The following is a 16,005-nucleotide window of genomic DNA, read 5'->3' on the forward strand; positions in this document are numbered from 1 at the left end:
CGAGGCCGTGTCAGCCGCGGAGCTTCAAACGTGTATGCGGAATCTCCGGGGCGGGCAGGGGCGCGGGAGTGCCCGGGGGAAAATGGCCGAATTGGAGTCGGGATTGGTCCTCTACAGGCTCGGAACCGGCAACGGGCGCCGACGCCGTGGCGAAGGCGTCGGGAGCATTCCGCTCGTCCTCGTCCTCCTGGCCCCCATCCCGGAAGCCCATTTCGCGCATGTACCGATTGCGCCATCGGAGGATCTCCTCGTGGCTGCGTCCCACGAAGTTCCACCACATGAGGATCTGCTCGTTGAGGGGCTCGCCACCGATGAGCAGGGCGAGCGCGGGTTCCGCTCCCGCGCTGATTCTGATCGACCGGTGACCCGTGGGAACGAACCCGATCGCGTTCTGCGGCACGGGAACGTCGTTGACGCATACGGGTCCGCTGACCTGGACCAGGCCGTGCTCGTGGTCTTCCGGAACGGCGATCTCGATTTCGGCGTGGGGTTCGAGACGCAGCTCGGCGCCCGTCAGAGGAAGGGCCGTGCGGACGGGGGAGCTCCGCCCGAGCAGAGACCCCAGAAACACCAACGCCTCGTAGCCTTGGCCTCGAATGGGGTCCGGACGGAACGAATCGAGGTCCGGCTCGGAGAAGCGGGCGGCCTCCGGGAGTGCGTACCAGAGCTGGAGCCCGTGCAGGGTCGTGGTCTCCACCGAGGAGAATTCCGAGTGAGTGATGCCCCGGCCCGCATTCATCAAATTGACCTCGCCCGGCCGGACCGTGGCCCAGTGGCCCGCGGAATCGAGGTGGTCGATGCTGCCTTCGAACAACCACGAGACCGTGGCCAGACCGGTGTGCGGATGCCGGGCCACTCTCATGCCACCCGTGCGGGCGACGTCGTCCGGGCCGAAGGCGTCCACGAAGCACCAGGCGCCGATGAGCGACCTGGCCCTCTGGGGCAGGGCGCGCTGCACCGTCATCGCTCGCGGCCCGCCCAGGGGTACCTTCCGGGGCTCGAGGATTTCGACGACGCCCGCCTCGCACCGTTCGACCGTGACTCCGTCGCGCAACCCCGCCGAGAACCGGCCGCGGTCCGGGTCCGAGGCGCACACGGCCTCCTGGGGATTCGCTTCGACATTGCTCACCGCGGCCTCACAACCCTCTTCCGGACTGCCGCACCCGGACGGGAGACCGCCCGGGCGTGATCGGCAGAAACGATCGTGCACATCACAACCGTACCGGCGCCGGGAACATTCCGCGCCTGGGCCACCCAGATTTTTCTCTACCCGAAGGTGAAGGAGTACAGCTTCACGTCGGGCGATACCGTGACCTTGATCCGACCGGACTCCTGCTTGGCCTCCTTGACCAGGTCGTAGGAATTGGCCTGGTCCTCCAGGCGCACCTGTCGGTGCCCGTTCGGGGTCTCGACGTCGATGGTTCCGGTTCCCGAAGCAACAACCTGCACAACTTTCGCGGTGAAGTTGAGGCTCAGGGAAGCTTCTTCATCGCGGGGTCGAATGCTTTCCCCGGAAAGATTCCAGCTCCCATTCAGGGTGAAGGAATCGTCGCGAGTGGGGTCGCCGTCGGAGAACACCCCGTCTCCCGCGGAATAGCTTCCTTCGCCGGCATAGGACTGGGCACGGTCCGTGCCGAGATAGGTTTCCGGGGTTCGGTGCGACTCGTCGTCGTTGTCGTGGTCGGCCCCTGACTCGACGGGCGCGGGAAGCTCGATTCCGGGATGCGCTTCCTTCAGCAGGGCGCGGATCTGGGATTCGGTGACGTCGTAACCGCCTTCTCCCGTTGTGGACGCACGCAGCCTGCCGGAAGCATCGACCAGGTAATGCGCGGGCCAGTAGTGGTTGTCGTAAGCCTTCCAGGTTGCGTAGTCGTTGTCCTGCGCCACCGGGTAGGCGATCTTCTGCTCGCGGATGCCCGCGGCAACGTTGTCGGTCTTGTGCTCGAAAGCGTACTCCGGGGTGTGGACGCCCACGATCTCCAATCCTGCGTCCTTGTACTTGCTGTACAGGGCATTCAGGTGCGGGATCGTGCGTTGGCAGTTGATGCACGAGTAGGCCCAGAAGTCGACCAGCACGACCTTGCCCCGCTGGGATTCGAGGGAAACCGGCTTCCCTCCCTCGGTGTTCAGCCACCCCGTGATGCCTCGCAGATCGGGAGCGGGCGAGCAACCGTCCCTGGCACCGGAGTCCTGCTGGCAGCTCGCCAGATGGTCGACGTCGCCGGCCCCTCCCGGCTTCCCGGATCCTTCCGATCCGCCCGCTGTTCCGCCGTGGCGCTGGGTCCCGCGATCGATCAGTTCTTGCGCCGACGCGGTGTAGTCCGGCACGCTGCGTTGGACGGCGGCCGGAAGGTCGAGGGCCAGCCCCACGGCCACAGCGATAACCAGGATGCCCGCAGTGGTCCGAACCATTCGCTGCCGCCGTCGGAAGGCCTTCAACCGCTCGGCAAGTCCACGTCCGGCGAGAGCGAAGAAGAGCAGCGGGACGGCGGTGCCGACGGCGAAGGACAAGGTCAGCGCGAGGGTATCGAGACCGATGCGTCCCGTGGCCCCCGCGACGGTGATCGCGGCCAGCACGGGACCGGCACAGGGGACGAAGACGGCACCCAGAGCCAGTCCCATGAGGAATCCGCCGCGACGGGTGCTGACCTGGCGTTGGGGAATCCAGGAGAACGGCCGCTCGATCAGCTGCTCGAGGCGGGGAACGATCATTCCGAGGCCGACCAGGACCAGAAAGACGATGCCGAACCATCGAATGAGGTCATGCGGCAGATGCAGGGCGTTGAGCAAGAGCGAGCCGAGCAGCGTGACGGCAGAGAAACTCAGGACGAGACCACCGACGACCTGATAGGGGCGCCACCGTGAGGCGCGGGGCCGCGACGGGTCGTCGTCGAACCTGGCGGAATCCGCGCCTCCGGTCCAGAAGATGACAGGCAGGACGGGCAGGATACACGGGGAGATACCGGTGACCAGACCGCCCAGAAGGCCCAGCAGGATCAGCGCGAGCATGATGTTTTCCTCCGAGAGACTTGTCGTTTCGCTGTGCACTGGTTATTCGGAGCGGACGCCCCGTTCGGATTGCTCGTTGCCCGGCATGGCGGGCCAGGAGCCCGACGCCGACGTCCAAGCCCGGCGACCCGCAATGTTCCACGTCACGAGGTGGTGCGAGGCGTCAGCGGCGGCGAGCGCGAGCAAGTCCCTTGTGGGTAGAATCGTCACGACCCGCCGTGTTCCCATCGACCGCCGGGCGTCTGTTCCCACTGCGCGTGTCCCAGGTATCGCCGCGCGCCGACCACCACAAGGAGTGAGTGTCCATGGCCGAGAACCCGGCCGAAAACCTGCAGATCACCGTCCACGGCGAGCCCCAGCAGGTGACCACGGGCACCACTGCCGCGGACCTGTTCGCAGACGATTCGACGATCGTGGTCGCCAGGATCAACGACGTCCTCAAGGACCTGAGCACCGAGGTGGCCGAGGGCGACGTCGTCGTGCCGGTCACCATCGACCAGCCGGAGGGGCTCGAGGTCCTGCGCCACTCGGCTGCTCACGTCATGGCCCAGGCAGTGCAGGCCATGCGTCCTGACGCGAAGCTCGGCATCGGTCCCTACATCACGGACGGTTTCTACTTCGACTTCGACGTCGAGGAACCCTTCACGCCCGAGGATCTGAAGAAGCTCGAGAAGTCGATGATGAAGATCATCAAGTCGGGCCAGACCTTCCGGCGACGCTCCGTGACCCAGGAGGAAGCCGTCGAGGAGATGAAGGACGAGCCGTACAAACTCGAGCTCCTCGGCCTCTCACAAGGGCCGGGATCCGGTTCCGACGCCGCCGAAGGCGCGTCCGTCGAGGTCGGCGAGGGTGAGATCACGATCTACGACAACGTGGACCGCAAGGGCGAAGCGGTCTGGAAGGACCTCTGCCGTGGGCCGCACCTGCCGAACACAAAACTCATCGCCAACGGGTACGCCCTGACCCGTTCGGGCGGGGCCTACTGGCGCGGATCCGAGAAGAACCCCATGCTGCAACGCATTTACGGGACCGCTTGGCCGACCAAGGAAGAGCTCACAGCGTACAAGGAGCGCATCGCCGAGGCCGAGCGCCGCGATCACCGTCGCCTGGGTGAGGAGCTCGACCTGTTCTCCTTCCCGAAGAACATCGGTCCGGGGCTTCCCGTGTTCCATCCCAAGGGCGGGGTGATCAAGCGCGAGATGGAGAACTACGTCCGCGACCGTCACCTCGAGGAGGGCTTCCAATACGTCGGGACGCCCCACATCACCAAGGAGGACCTGTTCTACACGTCCGGGCACCTTCCGTACTATGCCGAGGGCATGTTCCCCGCGATGGAGCTGGACAACGGCAACTATCGCCTCAAGGCCATGAACTGCCCGATGCACAACGAGATCTTCAAGGCCCGCGGGCGGTCCTACCGCGAACTGCCCCTGCGGTTCTTCGAATTCGGAACGGTCTACCGCGATGAGAAGTCCGGTGTGCTCCAGGGACTGACGCGCGTCCGGATGATCACGCAGGACGACTCGCACAGCTACGTGACCAAGGAGCAGGCCCCGGGCGAGGTCCGCCACCTGCTGAACTTCATGCTTTCCCTGCTCACGGACTTCGGCCTCACCGATTTCTACCTCGAGCTCTCGACCCGCGAGACCGAGGGGGACAAGAAGGACAAGTTCATCGGCACGGACGAGCAGTGGGAGGAGGCCACCGCCGTCCTGGAGGACGTCGCCAGGGAGACCGGTCTCGAACTGGTTCCCGATCCGGGCGGAGCCGCGTTCTACGGCCCCAAGATCTCGGTCCAGGCCAAGGACGCGATCGGCCGGACCTGGCAGATGTCGACGGTCCAGTACGACTTCAACCAGCCCGCGCGCTTCGGCCTCGAATATCAGGCGGCGGACGGCAGTCGCCAGGAGCCGGTCATGATCCACTCGGCCAAGTTCGGCTCGATCGAGCGGTTCATGGGCGTCCTGACCGAGCACTACGCCGGCGCCTTCCCCGCGTGGCTCTCCCCGGTCCAGGTTATTGGGATCCCCGTGGCGGAGGCTTTCAACGACTACATGGCCGAGATCGCCCAGAAGCTCCAGGCACAGGGCATTCGCGTCGAGGTCGACTACGGAACGGATCGATTCCCCAAGAAGATCCGCAACGCGTCGAAGGAGAAGGTCCCCTTCGTGCTGATCGCCGGCGGGGAAGACGCCGAGAACGGTGCCGTGTCCTTCCGGTTCCGGGACGGCTCCCAGGACAACGGGGTCACGGTCGACGACGCCGTCGCACGCATCGTCGACCATGTCCGGAACCGGGTCAACACGGATCCGACCTCCCAGGCGGAGCCGGAAACCGACGACGCCTAGATCGACGCGCTGGATCGGCGCGTCCATTCCCTGAGGGCCGGGCGGGAACCCCATGGTGGGTTCGCGCCCGGCCCTTGCCGTATCCAAGGCCCCTGCGGGGGTTCTGCGCCGCGGTGGAGGGCAGGCCTCGGCAATTTGAACACCGTTCAAAATCTGGTTACGGTACTTGCATGCGCCTTCCGCAACACCGCCCATCGTGCCCACGAGTTGCCCTTCGGATATGCGGCACCGTACCAGCCAGACCCGTCGCGAAGGAGCGAGACCGTGGGTGAGGCTCAGGGATTGATCGCCCGGGACGCCCGCCACGTCTGGCACCCGTACGCACCCGTCGGCGAGGAACAGCTCTACGCGGTCCGATCCGCCGAGGGCGCCCTGCTGCACCTGAACGATGCCGAAGGGCGGGAACTGAGTGCGATCGACGCGATGGGCTCGTGGTGGGCCATGGTTCACGGGCACTCGCATCCGAAGCTGACCGGCGCCTTGCAACGACAGTCCGAGGTCATGCCCCACGTCATGTTCGGCGGGCTCACGCACGAACCGGCCGTCCGTCTGGCCGAAAAGCTCGTCGCGAATACGCCCTCAGGCCTGCACCACGTCTTCTTCTCGGACTCCGGATCGATCGCGGTGGAAATCGCGCTCAAAATGGTCATCCAGTACCAGGCGGCTTCGGGCCGTCCGGAGCGCAACCGGATGCTGACGGTCCGCGGCGGCTACCACGGGGACACCTTCGCAACCATGAGCTTGTGCGACCCGGTCGACGGGATGCACCACGCCTTCACACCACTGGCCACGCAGCACTTCTTCGCCCCACGACCGCCCCGCGGCCACTACGACGCCGACCACGCCACCTGGACCTGGGACGACCAGGCCCTGGAGGCCTGGGCCACCGAATTCGAGGCGATCCTCGCGGAGAACACGGACCGAATCGGTGGCGTCATCCTCGAACCGGTTCTCCAAGGGGCCGGGGGCATGCGCGTGTACGACCCGCGAGCCCTCGACGTCGTCCGGCGAGCCTGCGACGCCCACGACTGCCTGCTCGTTCTCGACGAGATCGCCACGGGATTCGGCAGAACCGGACGATGGACCGCTTCCGAATGGGCCGGGATCGAGCCCGACATCATGTGTCTCGGCAAGGCCCTGACCGGCGGGACCATGACCGGCGCCGCAACCCTCACGACCTCACGGGTCGCACACCGAGTCTCCGGGGGAACGAACGGCATGCCGGCCGCGTTGCTGCACGGCCCTACCTTCATGGGCAACCCGTTGTTCTGCGCCGTCTCCCTGGCTTCCCTGGAACTGCTGACCGATCAGGAAACAGGTTGGGCCCGCACCGTGCCCCGCCTGGAAAGAGCCCTCGCCGACGGCCTGGCACCGGCCACGGACCTCGACTCGGTCGCGGACGTGAGAGTCCTCGGCGCCGTAGGGGTCATCGAGCTGAACCGGGACGTGGACGTGCCTGCCGTGACCAGGGCCGCGGTGCACCGCGGAGTCTGGATCAGGCCCTTCCGGCGGCTGGTCTACGTGATGCCGCCCTACATCACCACCGACGACCAAACACGGCAGATCTGCCACGGGCTCATCGAAGCGATCGGGGAGGTTCACGGATGAGCACCGACTGGACCGAGTGGGCAGAGAACCGTCAACGCGTGCGGAACCGCCGTGCCCTCGGCCGAACGGCCGAACCTCCCCCTCCGCCACGGACGGCAGCGATGGCCATCGACTTCAGGACCAACGACTATTTGGGGTTGGGAACGCGTGGCCTGCCGAGCCGTCGCACCTCGGTCCCCGCCGGTGCCGGATCCTCCCGCGTCGTCGCCGGAACGCATCCTGAACACCGGAGGCTCGAGGCAGAGCTTGCCCATCTGGCCGGTGCGCAGGATGCTCTCGTTTTCTCCTCGGGATACCTTGCCAACCTGGGAATCATCGGGGCCCTCGACGCCCCGGGCACCACACTGCTCATGGACGACCACGTGCACGCAAGCCTCCGCGATGCGGCGCGAGCGGCCTCGTCCCACCGCGAATTCTTCCCCCACCAGGACCTCACCAACCTGGCACACCGGATGGAGGACGCAAGCAAGGCACGACCCGGGGGACGCATCGCAGTCATCGTCGAATCCGTGTACTCCGTGGTGGGGGACGCGACCGACCTGGATACCCTCGCCCGGGTCTGTGCCACCCATCGCGCCCTGCTGGTGGTCGACGAGGCCCACAGTTTCGCGACCGTGCCGCAAGGAACGCTCACTCGAACGCACGACCTGTGCAGCCACGAACGGGACACGACGGCGCCGATGATCGTCACGGCATCCCTGTCCAAAGCGCTCGCGGGGCAGGGCGGCGTCATCCTCTTCGGTGGCTCGCCGGGCCAAGCGGCGCTGTGGCGCGACCACCTGGTCAACACGGCCCGCCCTTTCATCTTCGACACCGGGTTGTCACCACTCGTGGCCGAAGCGGCCCTCGAAGCCTGTACTGCCGCGGTCGGAGAGAACCTGGCCGCCGCGCTCGAAGAACGACGCCGCTGTGCCCTGTCGGCCCTTCGTCGACGCCCCGCCGTAGAACGCATCCTCGAAGGCGGGGCTGGCCCCATACTGTCCTTGCGCATGCCGTCCCCGGACTCCGCGCTCGGGGCCGCACGAGAATTGGACGAGGCCGGTATCCGGGTGGGGGTGTTCCGGCCTCCGAGCGTTCCGGACAACATCTCGCGGCTGCGACTCTCCGTCCACGCCGACCATCGGCCGGACCAGCTCGTCGTCGCGCTGGAACAGGTTGCCTCCGTGGTCGAACGGGCCTGGGGGATCACGGGCAGGTGTCCTTTTGCCCAGGGGGACGCGCGTCCTGCCGACCACCGTTACCGCCAGGTCCTGGTCGAGGACCCGGCCACGGTGCGGGACGTCATGGGCGATCCCGAGTCGTACGTCCCCGACAATGCGCTGACGACCAACGTCCCCCTGGTCCCCGCCGCCCGGCGAATCCTGGCCACAGTCGGGTTCCAGCTGCCAGCGGTCCTCGCATCCGCCTCGGGAGAGCTGCACCGGAAGGTACGGAGGATCACGACCCCGTACTTTTCCGCCACCACGGTCCGACGCCGTCTCCCCGACATCCGTCGCATCTGCCGCGACAGCATCCGCGAACTCGAGGCAGAACTCGAATGCGGCCCAGTGGACCTGTCCCGCACGATTGCCTTTTCCGTACCCGCTCGAAGCCTGCAGCTGCTTTCCGGGATGCCGGCACCCGAATCCTCCGCCTTGCAGCGCTGGAGCGCGGATTCGCTCGAACTGTTCTGGGGGTGGCCCGAGCGGACCCGCCAGCTGGGGCTGGCACGTTCGGCGGCCGATTTCTACGCCTGGCTCAGGACCGAGGTCCAGGGAGCGCGCGGGGAAGAGAACCTCTTCGCTGACCTGCTCGCCGCCGGAGTCGGGCTCGAGAGGGTGGTCTCCCTGGGATACTTCCTGGTCATTGCGGGCCAGGAGACCACCAGAATGCTGATTGGCACGGCCCTCCACCGAGCCCTCGGGGATCGTTCCCTGTGGTCGGCCCTCGGGAACCCCGAATCCGGTCCGGGTACAGCGAAGGAGCTCATCCGGGAGACCCTTCGTGCATACTCATCGGTTCCCACCTGGAGGCGACAATCTGCGGTCTCTGTCGACAGCCCCGGCCTGCGCGCCGAACCCGGAGATCACCTGCTCCTTCGGCTGTCCGGGGAAGCCTTGCAGGATCACCGGCTGGCCTTCGGCCACGGAATCCATCGGTGCCTGGGCGCGGCACTGGCCGAGCAGGAGGCATCGCTCGTGGTCCACGACGTGGCCCGGAACCTGCCCGGTCTGCGACCCAGCGGCGCCCCGCCATCGTGGCTCACCCTCCTGTCCTTCCAGTCCCCACAACACGTCATCGTGGAGAACCCATGACCACACACTCTGATACCTGCGCCTCGAAATCCCTGCCTCCGGGCCGGACCTGGGTGGTCACGGGCACGGACACGGAGATCGGCAAGACATGGACCACGGCGGCCCTCGCCGGGGAAATCCTCCGGCGAACGGGAGGAAGCCACATCGACAAGCCAGTCCAAACGGGGTTGAAACCAGGGGAGCCCGGAGACGTCGAAGAGTGTCTGGAACTGTTGGGGCATCCGGGCGGACTGACCGGTTCGGAAGGTGTCAGACTCGGCCCGGCGATGGCGCCACGAGACGCCCTGCGATGCTCCGATGCGCCAGCCACCGATTTGCCCGGACTCGGGGCTCACGTGTCGCGCTGGTCCTCCCACCTGAGGACGTCGCGCTCGCTGGTCATCGAAGGGTCCGGGGGAGTGACAGTGGCCTTGACCCCCGACGGCGAAACAACCGTCGACGTCGTCCAAGCACTGCGCGGACCCTCCGACGGCGGGACCCCAACCGATCCAGGGGCGCATCTGGTGCTGGTGTGCCGTCCTGGGCTGGGGACTCAGAACCACAGCGAATTGGCCATGGAGCACCTGGACCGTCGGGGCGTGCTTCCCACGTGCCTGGTGGTATCCGGCACGTCGGATCGGCCGGACGACGTCGAACGCGCCAACCTGAACTTCCTGGCGCGCCTCGCCGCCGAGTACCGGGCGAAACTCTTCACGATCCGGCGCGGTTCCCTGTGTCTCCGGGAATTTCCCTGCGACACTCGCCCGACGGTCACAGCCCGTGGCTGAGACTTACGAACCAGAACGTTCCTTGAGCCGGAGGATGAAGCGTTCGACGTTGTCGGACGTTCGTTCCTTGCGGTCCTCGAGCGTGATGGTTTCCTCCATCTGACGGATGCCTTCGGGGCGTTTGCGGCTCACGGCGTAGTCCGCGCAGCCCAGATCCGAACAGAGATACGTGCCCAAGGAGGAATAGCGTTCCTTCTTCGTGGCGGGACGTTGGGCCGAGTACATCGAAACACCGGTGCCGCCGTGCAGCGTCAGGCAGAACTGGCACATTTGCGCGGTCGGCTTGCCACGGTGCGGCGTGCGGTGGAGGACCACGCCCTCGGGACCGTTCGCGGTCTCAGCCACCACGTACCCCCGATGGGGACTCCTAGGATCGATCCACCCCAGGAAGGCCTGGGAACCCCAATCGGTACGCGCAAGATGTCCCGGGAGATGGATCCGCTGGGCCTCGCCCTGACTGCAATTGATGAAGCTGTGTCTGATCTCTGATTCTGAGAGGGGGCGCATGATTCCCAACCTATACCCCGTGCAACGAAGGTAAATGAGTCGATGTCGTGAAGGCTCACTACGATCCGCCCACCGCTAGGGGAATCGACGGCCTAAGCTGGATTCATGACGGAGGAACCTGACTACTCGACCGACGACTTCGTGCTGCCCGGAGTCCCGGATGCTTTTCAACGCATGTGGACCCCGCACCGCAAGGCGTACGTCAGTGGGGGACAGAAGGACTACACGGAGAACTCCTGTCCGTTCTGCGCGGCCCCCGGACGATCCGACCAGGACTCGCTGATCGTCTACCGGGGAGAGTACGTCTTCGTGGTCCTCAACCTGTATCCGTACAACCCCGGCCACTTGCTGGTCTGCCCGTACCGGCACGTGTCCAATTTCGACGAGATCGACTCGCGGGAAACGGCCGAAATGTCCGCATGTGTCCAGACCGCGATGCGGGTCCTCCGTCAGACATCGAACGCCGCCGGCTTCAACATGGGGATGAACCAGGGGAAGGTTGGTGGCGCGGGTATCGCGGCCCATCTGCACGAACATGTGATCCCGCGGTGGAACGGGGACACCAATTTCCTGCCGATCGTCGCCGGAACCAAAACCGTCACGCAGACCCTCGATGAGATTCGCCATCTCGTTGCGGAGGCCTGGCCGTCCGACCTGGCGAATCCCAACGACGACCAATGATGCTTACTTGGCTTACTTCGCCCACTTGGGCTCGGGTGGTTGCCAGCGGGTCAATGCTTCAAGAAGAGGCTCAGGTTCAGACTCGATGATCAGCGAGTGGCTCAATTTCTTGCTGAGGAATCCCCCCTCGACCATGTGATCGAGAAGGTCCAGCAGGGGATCCCAGAACCCGTTGACGTTGTAGAGCGCTACGGGTTTCGAGTGCAGTCCCAACTGTTGCCAGGTCCACGTCTCGAAAAGCTCCTCGAGCGTTCCGGCCCCTCCTGGAAGGGCCACGAAGGCGTCCCCGTCTTCGGCCATCGCATTCTTGCGCTGGTGCATGTCGTCGACGACGTCGAGTGAGGTGAGCCCAGGGTGCCCAATCTCGCCTTCAACCAAAGATTGAGGGATAACTCCGCGCACGGAGCCCCCGGCGTGCAGCGCGGAATCCGCGAGGACGCCCATGAGTCCGACCTTGCCGCCTCCGTAGACGATGTCGATCCCGCGTTGGGCTATCGCTACGGCGAGCCGACGGACCGCTTCGGAATAGACGGCGTCGCTTCCGACGGCCGAACCAGTGTAGGCCGTGATCGTGCGAACCTGGCGCGGTGGCATGGGAGGCAAGGAGGGCAAAGGGGTTGGGTCATCGACGGACATGGAACCCACCATAGCGCTGGATCGTTGCCCTGGACCTGTTGCGACACCCGCACCCTCTCGTCGCGTGGCCAGGCGATACCCCGGCGTCGCCCCCCGAAGGATTCAGAACAGTGATGTCTGGATGTTGGTCGACCCATCGTCCTCGGCGGCCGTGCTCGCCCGGTTCTTCAGGCTCGCCATATTGAGCAGGTGGACGCCGGCTCCGGGGTCCTGAACGAGGGTCCCGGTGAGGAACGGCCCGGTGCCGGAAGAGACACGGAACAGCTCCGGGCCATCCCATGATGCGTGCGGATACAACGGACGATCGGAGGGCCGCTCCAAGTGTTCGTAGGCGCCGAGCATCGATTCGGCGGGAGACCAATCTTCGTGTGTTACTCGGAAGCCGGGCTCTCCCAGCTTTTCGAGGGACAGTCGAGCGGCCTCGGCGGCCGATGCGTGGAGATCATCGATCTTCCGCGGATCCTCCGGATGGGACCAGGCCTTGACCTTGCTGGCCACCCGTTTGACCTGCGTCAGCCTCAGAGTTCGGGTGAGATGGTCCTCGAGGTGACGCACGATCAGGCCGTCATCGGCGAGGGCAACGTACGACGCCCGGGCGACCGCCTGCTGGTCCACCCTGGTGATCTTCGACCTTTCGTGGGCCGTACCCACTTTGGAGGTGCCGTCCGGAAATGTTGCGACATACAGCCAGTGCGGGAGTTCGATGTAGGCCCGGGCGGCTTCGGTCAACTCGGCCCCCTGGTGTGCCCGGTGAATGGGTCGGAATCGGTCCAGGTGTATGCAGAGGGGGCACTGTTGGCCTCGTGTCAGGCGGTTCTTCCGGGGGCACGGTACGGTGCGGAAGGAAGGTCGGCCGGCGTCGTCGAGCTCGGCGTGGGCGAAGCCGCTGCACCAGAGTCCGCCTTCCTCGCAGGATTCGCCGAGCAGGCCGATCCCCAGGAGCCGGTCCGGCGTCACCCGGACCCGGATGATCTCCCCTGTCGGAGCACCCTCGGCCATTGGCTCAACTTTGACTACAGGTTGACGGTCAGGCCAGGCGAGGTCCCGCCACACGAAAGGAGAGTCCGGGAACGTGTCGGCGGGTTCGACGGGTGACGAATTCATAACCCCATCATGGCAAATATCGGTCCCGGCCACGGGTTAGGATTGGTCCCATGCCCAGACCAGTCATCTTCGGACATGCCACCCGCCTGATCGGCCAAGGCATCCGGTACGCATCCAAATTCCGCGGGGGCGGGTCCGCTTTCCCCGGACTCTTCATGGAGAGGCTCGACCCCGGATTCGTGGAGCGGGAACTCTCGGCTCTGCCGCGCGGCGTCGTCGTGGTTTCCGGGACCAATGGGAAGACGACGACCACCAAAATGGCCGTGCAGCTCCTCGAATCCCAGGGTCTCAAGGTCTTCACCAACCGCACCGGGTCGAATTTCGTGCGTGGCGTCGCGGCCGCCCTGCTGGGCGAGATGAACCTCAAGGGTGAGCTCGACGCCGACATCGCCGTGTTGGAGCTGGACGAGGCCCACGCCGTGCACTTCGTCAAAATGGTGCAACCCAAGTATTCGCTCCTGCTGAATGTGATGCGCGATCAGCTGGACCGTTTCGGCGAAATCGATACGACGCGCAAGATGCTCACCCAGGTGGCCCGCGCGACCACGGGCACGGTGGTGCTCAACCGGGAGGATCCGCGAATCCGCCGGATCTCCCAGGATGTCGAGGATGGCACGGAGGTCGCCTACTACGGTCTGTCCGAGGGCCTTCGGTCGCGCTTCCCCTCTGACGACGAAATGCGGGACAACCGGACTCCCCAGCAGGCGGAGAACCTGCCGGAAGCCTCGGTCGCGCTGACTTCCTTCGAGGGCACCAGGACTCACCTGATGATCGGTGACCGGGAGGTCACGACCGACATCAACCTCTACGGCATCTACAACATCTACAACGCCGCGGGTGCCCTGGCGCTGACCCTCGAAATCATGGGGGAGGACGCCGACGAGGCCGCGCTGCTGGCCGAACTGTCCAAGGTCACTCCGGCATTCGGGCGTGGGGAGTCCGTCCGGGTCGGGGACCGCAGCCTGCAACTGCTGCTCGTGAAGAATCCGGCGGGCTTCCGCTTGTCCTTGGCTTCGGCCACGGGCAAGGACTACGCGACCATGATCACGATCAACGACGAATACGCGGACGGCCGGGACGTCTCCTGGTTGTGGGACGTCGACTTCGAATCCTTGCAGCACGGCGGTGTGGACGTGGTTTCGGGGACGCGCGCCTACGACATGGCCTTGCGCCTGGAACACGACGACGTCCCCGTGCGTGCCGTCAACACTGACCTTCCGAGCGCCCTGGATGAATTCGTCCGCGGATCGGGGGACAAGCCCATGCGGGTATTCTGCACGTATACGTCCATGCTCGCCCTTCGTCGGGAGCTGGCCAAGACCACCGAGGTGGCTGATATCGGATGACCGAGAAGACCCTGAAGATCCTGCAGCTGTATCCGCGGGACATGAACATCTACGGCGACTGGGGCAACGTCCTGTCCCTCTCCAGGAGGGCGCACGCTCACGGATTGGGCACCGAAATCGTCGACTACAACCCGGGCGATGTTTTTCCCGAGGACTTCGACATTCTCGTGGGCGGAGGGGGCCAGGATTCCGGGCAGACCGTGATCCAGGACGATCTCCACCGCATCGCACCCGTGGTGCGGTCCGCGGCCGAGTCCGGGGCCCCGATGCTGGTCATCTGTGGTCTCTACCAGCTGTTCGGGAACCAGTTCACCACGGTCGGGGGCGAGGTGCTCCAAGGGATCGGGCTCTTCGACGCCCACACCGTGGGCAGCGAGGAACGCCTGATCGGGAACATCGTGACCGAGTCGGAGGAGTTCGGAACGATCGTCGGGTATGAGAACCACTCAGGCCTGACCTATCTGGGCGACGGCGTCGAGCGCCTGGGAACCGTGACAAAGGGCCAAGGCAACAACCTTGACGACGACGGCGAGGGAGCCCGTGTGCACCACGTGATCGGCAGCTATCTGCACGGCTCCCTCCTCCCCAAGAACCCCCGGATCTCCGACTATCTCGTGCGTCATGCTGCCGAGCGGAAGTTCGGCTCTTTCGAACCTGCAAGGATCGATGATTCCATGGCCGATCGGGCCCGAGAGGTCGCGGCCTCAAGGCCGCGATGAAACCGTTCCCGTTCTGGTGCGGCGGTACCGCACCCGTGGCTCGACACGGCGGCAACTGGTCGTTTGCTGGCGTCGTTACAATGGTTTGAGGCTTGTGCGTGGTCGGTACGCCCTGTCGCCGCCCGGGAGATGCGTCGAGGGGATCCGCGTTGGGAACCGGGTCGGGGCGGACAGGCACGGCCGCGCAAGGACACTGTCTATATTCGAGGAGCACATCTATGTCGGGTCACTCCAAGTGGGCCACCACCAAACACAAGAAGGCCGCGATCGATGCGAAGCGGGCCAAGGCCTTCGCGAAGTACATCAAGGGCATTGAGGTGGCCGCCCGCATGGGCGGTGCCGATGTCTCCGGCAATCCCGCGCTGGACCTGGCCATTTCCAAGGCCAAGAAGAACTCGGTGCCCAATGACAACATCGACCGCGCGGTCAAGCGCGGTGCCGGCCTGACCGGCGAGGTCGTCGAATACTCCGAGATCCTCTATGAAGCCCGCGGACCGCAGGGTTCTGCCCTGTACATCGAGTGCCTCACGGACAACAAGAACCGTGCCGCATCGGACGTCCGGGTCGCGGTCACGCGCAACGGCGGCACCATGGCCGACCCCGGGTCGGTTTCGTTCCTGTTCGAGCGCAAGGGCGTCGTCGAGGTGGCCAAGAAGGACGGCCTCACGGAGGACGACGTCCTGATGGCCGTTCTCGACGCGGGTGCCGACGAGGTCAAGGAAGAAGAAGAGATGTTCGAGGTCATTTCCGAGGCCACCGACCTTCCGGAGATCCGCAAGGCACTCGACGAGGCGGAACTCGACTACAACAATGACGACCCCCAGTGGCGGCCCACCATGACGGTGGACCTGGATGCCGAGGGCGCACGCAAGTTCCTGCGCTTGGCCGACGCGGTCGAGGCCCTCGACGACGTCCAGAACGTGTATTCGAACGCGGACATCTCGCCCGCCGTGATAGAAGAGCTCGAAGCCGACGACTAGTCGCCG

The 16,005-nt window shown here is 65.5% G+C and carries 14 protein-coding genes; 8 read left to right on the plus strand and 6 right to left on the minus strand.

Translation table 11 applies throughout. The features are described 5' to 3' along the window. Window positions 1-10: 10 nt before the first annotated feature. The 3 genes from AB0Y14_RS01105 to AB0Y14_RS01115 form a co-directional block, all read right to left on the minus strand. Window positions 11-1,129, minus strand: a complete 1,119-nt coding sequence (locus AB0Y14_RS01105; RefSeq protein ID WP_436587461.1) for a pirin family protein — start codon at window positions 1,127-1,129, stop codon at window positions 11-13. 137 nt (window positions 1,130-1,266) lie between these two features. Then, window positions 1,267-3,009, minus strand: a complete 1,743-nt coding sequence (locus AB0Y14_RS01110) for a cytochrome c biogenesis protein DipZ (protein WP_436587462.1) — start codon at window positions 3,007-3,009, stop codon at window positions 1,267-1,269. A 42-nt stretch (window positions 3,010-3,051) separates the two neighbouring features. Next, a complete protein-coding gene (locus AB0Y14_RS01115; RefSeq protein ID WP_436587463.1) occupies window positions 3,052-3,219 on the minus strand; it encodes a hypothetical protein in 168 nt (55 codons plus the stop codon). Between the two features lie 95 nt (window positions 3,220-3,314). Here AB0Y14_RS01115 and thrS point away from each other — a divergent pair, with 95 nt between their 5' ends. From thrS to bioD, 4 genes are all read left to right on the plus strand, one after another. Beyond that, entirely contained in the window at window positions 3,315-5,357 is a 2,043-nt protein-coding gene (gene thrS / locus AB0Y14_RS01120; RefSeq protein WP_436587464.1) for a threonine--tRNA ligase, read from the plus strand. Between the two features lie 264 nt (window positions 5,358-5,621). Continuing rightward, window positions 5,622-6,965 (plus strand): adenosylmethionine--8-amino-7-oxononanoate transaminase, encoded by a 1,344-nt coding sequence (gene bioA, locus AB0Y14_RS01125; RefSeq protein WP_436587465.1) that lies wholly within the window; start codon window positions 5,622-5,624, stop codon window positions 6,963-6,965. After that, a complete protein-coding gene (locus tag AB0Y14_RS01130; protein WP_436587466.1) occupies window positions 6,962-9,259 on the plus strand; it encodes an aminotransferase class I/II-fold pyridoxal phosphate-dependent enzyme in 2,298 nt (765 codons plus the stop codon). Before bioA ends, AB0Y14_RS01130 begins: the two co-directional genes overlap by 4 nt. After that, window positions 9,256-10,026, plus strand: coding sequence for an ATP-dependent dethiobiotin synthetase BioD (bioD, locus tag AB0Y14_RS01135; protein ID WP_436587467.1), 771 nt, complete (start codon window positions 9,256-9,258; stop codon window positions 10,024-10,026). The genes AB0Y14_RS01130 and bioD overlap by 4 nt, the downstream gene beginning before the upstream one ends. A gap of 3 nt (window positions 10,027-10,029) precedes the next feature. Here bioD and AB0Y14_RS01140 read toward each other — a convergent pair whose 3' ends face one another. Next, window positions 10,030-10,533 (minus strand): FBP domain-containing protein, encoded by a 504-nt coding sequence (locus AB0Y14_RS01140; RefSeq protein WP_436587468.1) that lies wholly within the window; start codon window positions 10,531-10,533, stop codon window positions 10,030-10,032. Window positions 10,534-10,638: 105 nt separating this feature from the next. Here AB0Y14_RS01140 and AB0Y14_RS01145 point away from each other — a divergent pair, with 105 nt between their 5' ends. Beyond that, window positions 10,639-11,214 (plus strand): HIT family protein, encoded by a 576-nt coding sequence (locus tag AB0Y14_RS01145; RefSeq protein ID WP_436587469.1) that lies wholly within the window; start codon window positions 10,639-10,641, stop codon window positions 11,212-11,214. 12 nt (window positions 11,215-11,226) lie between these two features. Here the strand turns inward: AB0Y14_RS01145 and AB0Y14_RS01150 are convergent, their stop codons facing one another. Together AB0Y14_RS01150 and AB0Y14_RS01155 are read right to left on the minus strand one after the other, a co-directional pair. Further along, complete coding sequence (locus AB0Y14_RS01150; RefSeq protein ID WP_436587470.1) at window positions 11,227-11,850, minus strand: TIGR00730 family Rossman fold protein; 624 nt, start codon at window positions 11,848-11,850, stop codon at window positions 11,227-11,229. A 102-nt stretch (window positions 11,851-11,952) separates the two neighbouring features. Continuing rightward, window positions 11,953-12,954, minus strand: a complete 1,002-nt coding sequence (locus AB0Y14_RS01155) for a hypothetical protein (protein WP_436587471.1) — start codon at window positions 12,952-12,954, stop codon at window positions 11,953-11,955. A 50-nt stretch (window positions 12,955-13,004) separates the two neighbouring features. Here AB0Y14_RS01155 and AB0Y14_RS01160 point away from each other — a divergent pair, with 50 nt between their 5' ends. The 3 genes from AB0Y14_RS01160 (at window position 13,005) to AB0Y14_RS01170 (ending at window position 15,999) form a co-directional block, all read left to right on the plus strand. Continuing rightward, a complete protein-coding gene (locus AB0Y14_RS01160; RefSeq protein WP_436587472.1) occupies window positions 13,005-14,300 on the plus strand; it encodes a MurT ligase domain-containing protein in 1,296 nt (431 codons plus the stop codon). Next, on the plus strand, window positions 14,297-15,019 hold the full coding sequence (locus tag AB0Y14_RS01165) for a type 1 glutamine amidotransferase (protein WP_436587473.1): 723 nt from the start codon (window positions 14,297-14,299) through the stop codon (window positions 15,017-15,019). The genes AB0Y14_RS01160 and AB0Y14_RS01165 overlap by 4 nt, the downstream gene beginning before the upstream one ends. A gap of 218 nt (window positions 15,020-15,237) precedes the next feature. Continuing rightward, window positions 15,238-15,999, plus strand: a complete 762-nt coding sequence (locus AB0Y14_RS01170; protein ID WP_436587474.1) for a YebC/PmpR family DNA-binding transcriptional regulator — start codon at window positions 15,238-15,240, stop codon at window positions 15,997-15,999. Window positions 16,000-16,005 lie beyond the last annotated feature (6 nt).

Origin of the sequence: Rothia sp. HC945, assembly GCF_051370785.1 — a bacterium.
Classification (GTDB): domain Bacteria; phylum Actinomycetota; class Actinomycetes; order Actinomycetales; family Micrococcaceae; genus Rothia.

Coding starts and splice junctions, on each gene's coding strand:
- thrS (WP_436587464.1), top strand. CDS start 3,315: ATGGCCGAGAACCCGGCCGAAAACCTGCAGATCACCGTCCACGGCGAG.
- AB0Y14_RS01140 (WP_436587468.1), bottom strand. CDS start 10,533: ATGCGCCCCCTCTCAGAATCAGAGATCAGACACAGCTTCATCAATTGC.
- AB0Y14_RS01160 (WP_436587472.1), top strand. CDS start 13,005: ATGCCCAGACCAGTCATCTTCGGACATGCCACCCGCCTGATCGGCCAA.
- AB0Y14_RS01150 (WP_436587470.1), bottom strand. CDS start 11,850: ATGTCCGTCGATGACCCAACCCCTTTGCCCTCCTTGCCTCCCATGCCA.
- AB0Y14_RS01110 (WP_436587462.1), bottom strand. CDS start 3,009: ATGCTCGCGCTGATCCTGCTGGGCCTTCTGGGCGGTCTGGTCACCGGT.
- AB0Y14_RS01155 (WP_436587471.1), bottom strand. CDS start 12,954: ATGAATTCGTCACCCGTCGAACCCGCCGACACGTTCCCGGACTCTCCT.
- AB0Y14_RS01170 (WP_436587474.1), top strand. CDS start 15,238: ATGTCGGGTCACTCCAAGTGGGCCACCACCAAACACAAGAAGGCCGCG.
- AB0Y14_RS01145 (WP_436587469.1), top strand. CDS start 10,639: ATGACGGAGGAACCTGACTACTCGACCGACGACTTCGTGCTGCCCGGA.
- AB0Y14_RS01165 (WP_436587473.1), top strand. CDS start 14,297: ATGACCGAGAAGACCCTGAAGATCCTGCAGCTGTATCCGCGGGACATG.
- AB0Y14_RS01130 (WP_436587466.1), top strand. CDS start 6,962: ATGAGCACCGACTGGACCGAGTGGGCAGAGAACCGTCAACGCGTGCGG.
- bioD (WP_436587467.1), top strand. CDS start 9,256: ATGACCACACACTCTGATACCTGCGCCTCGAAATCCCTGCCTCCGGGC.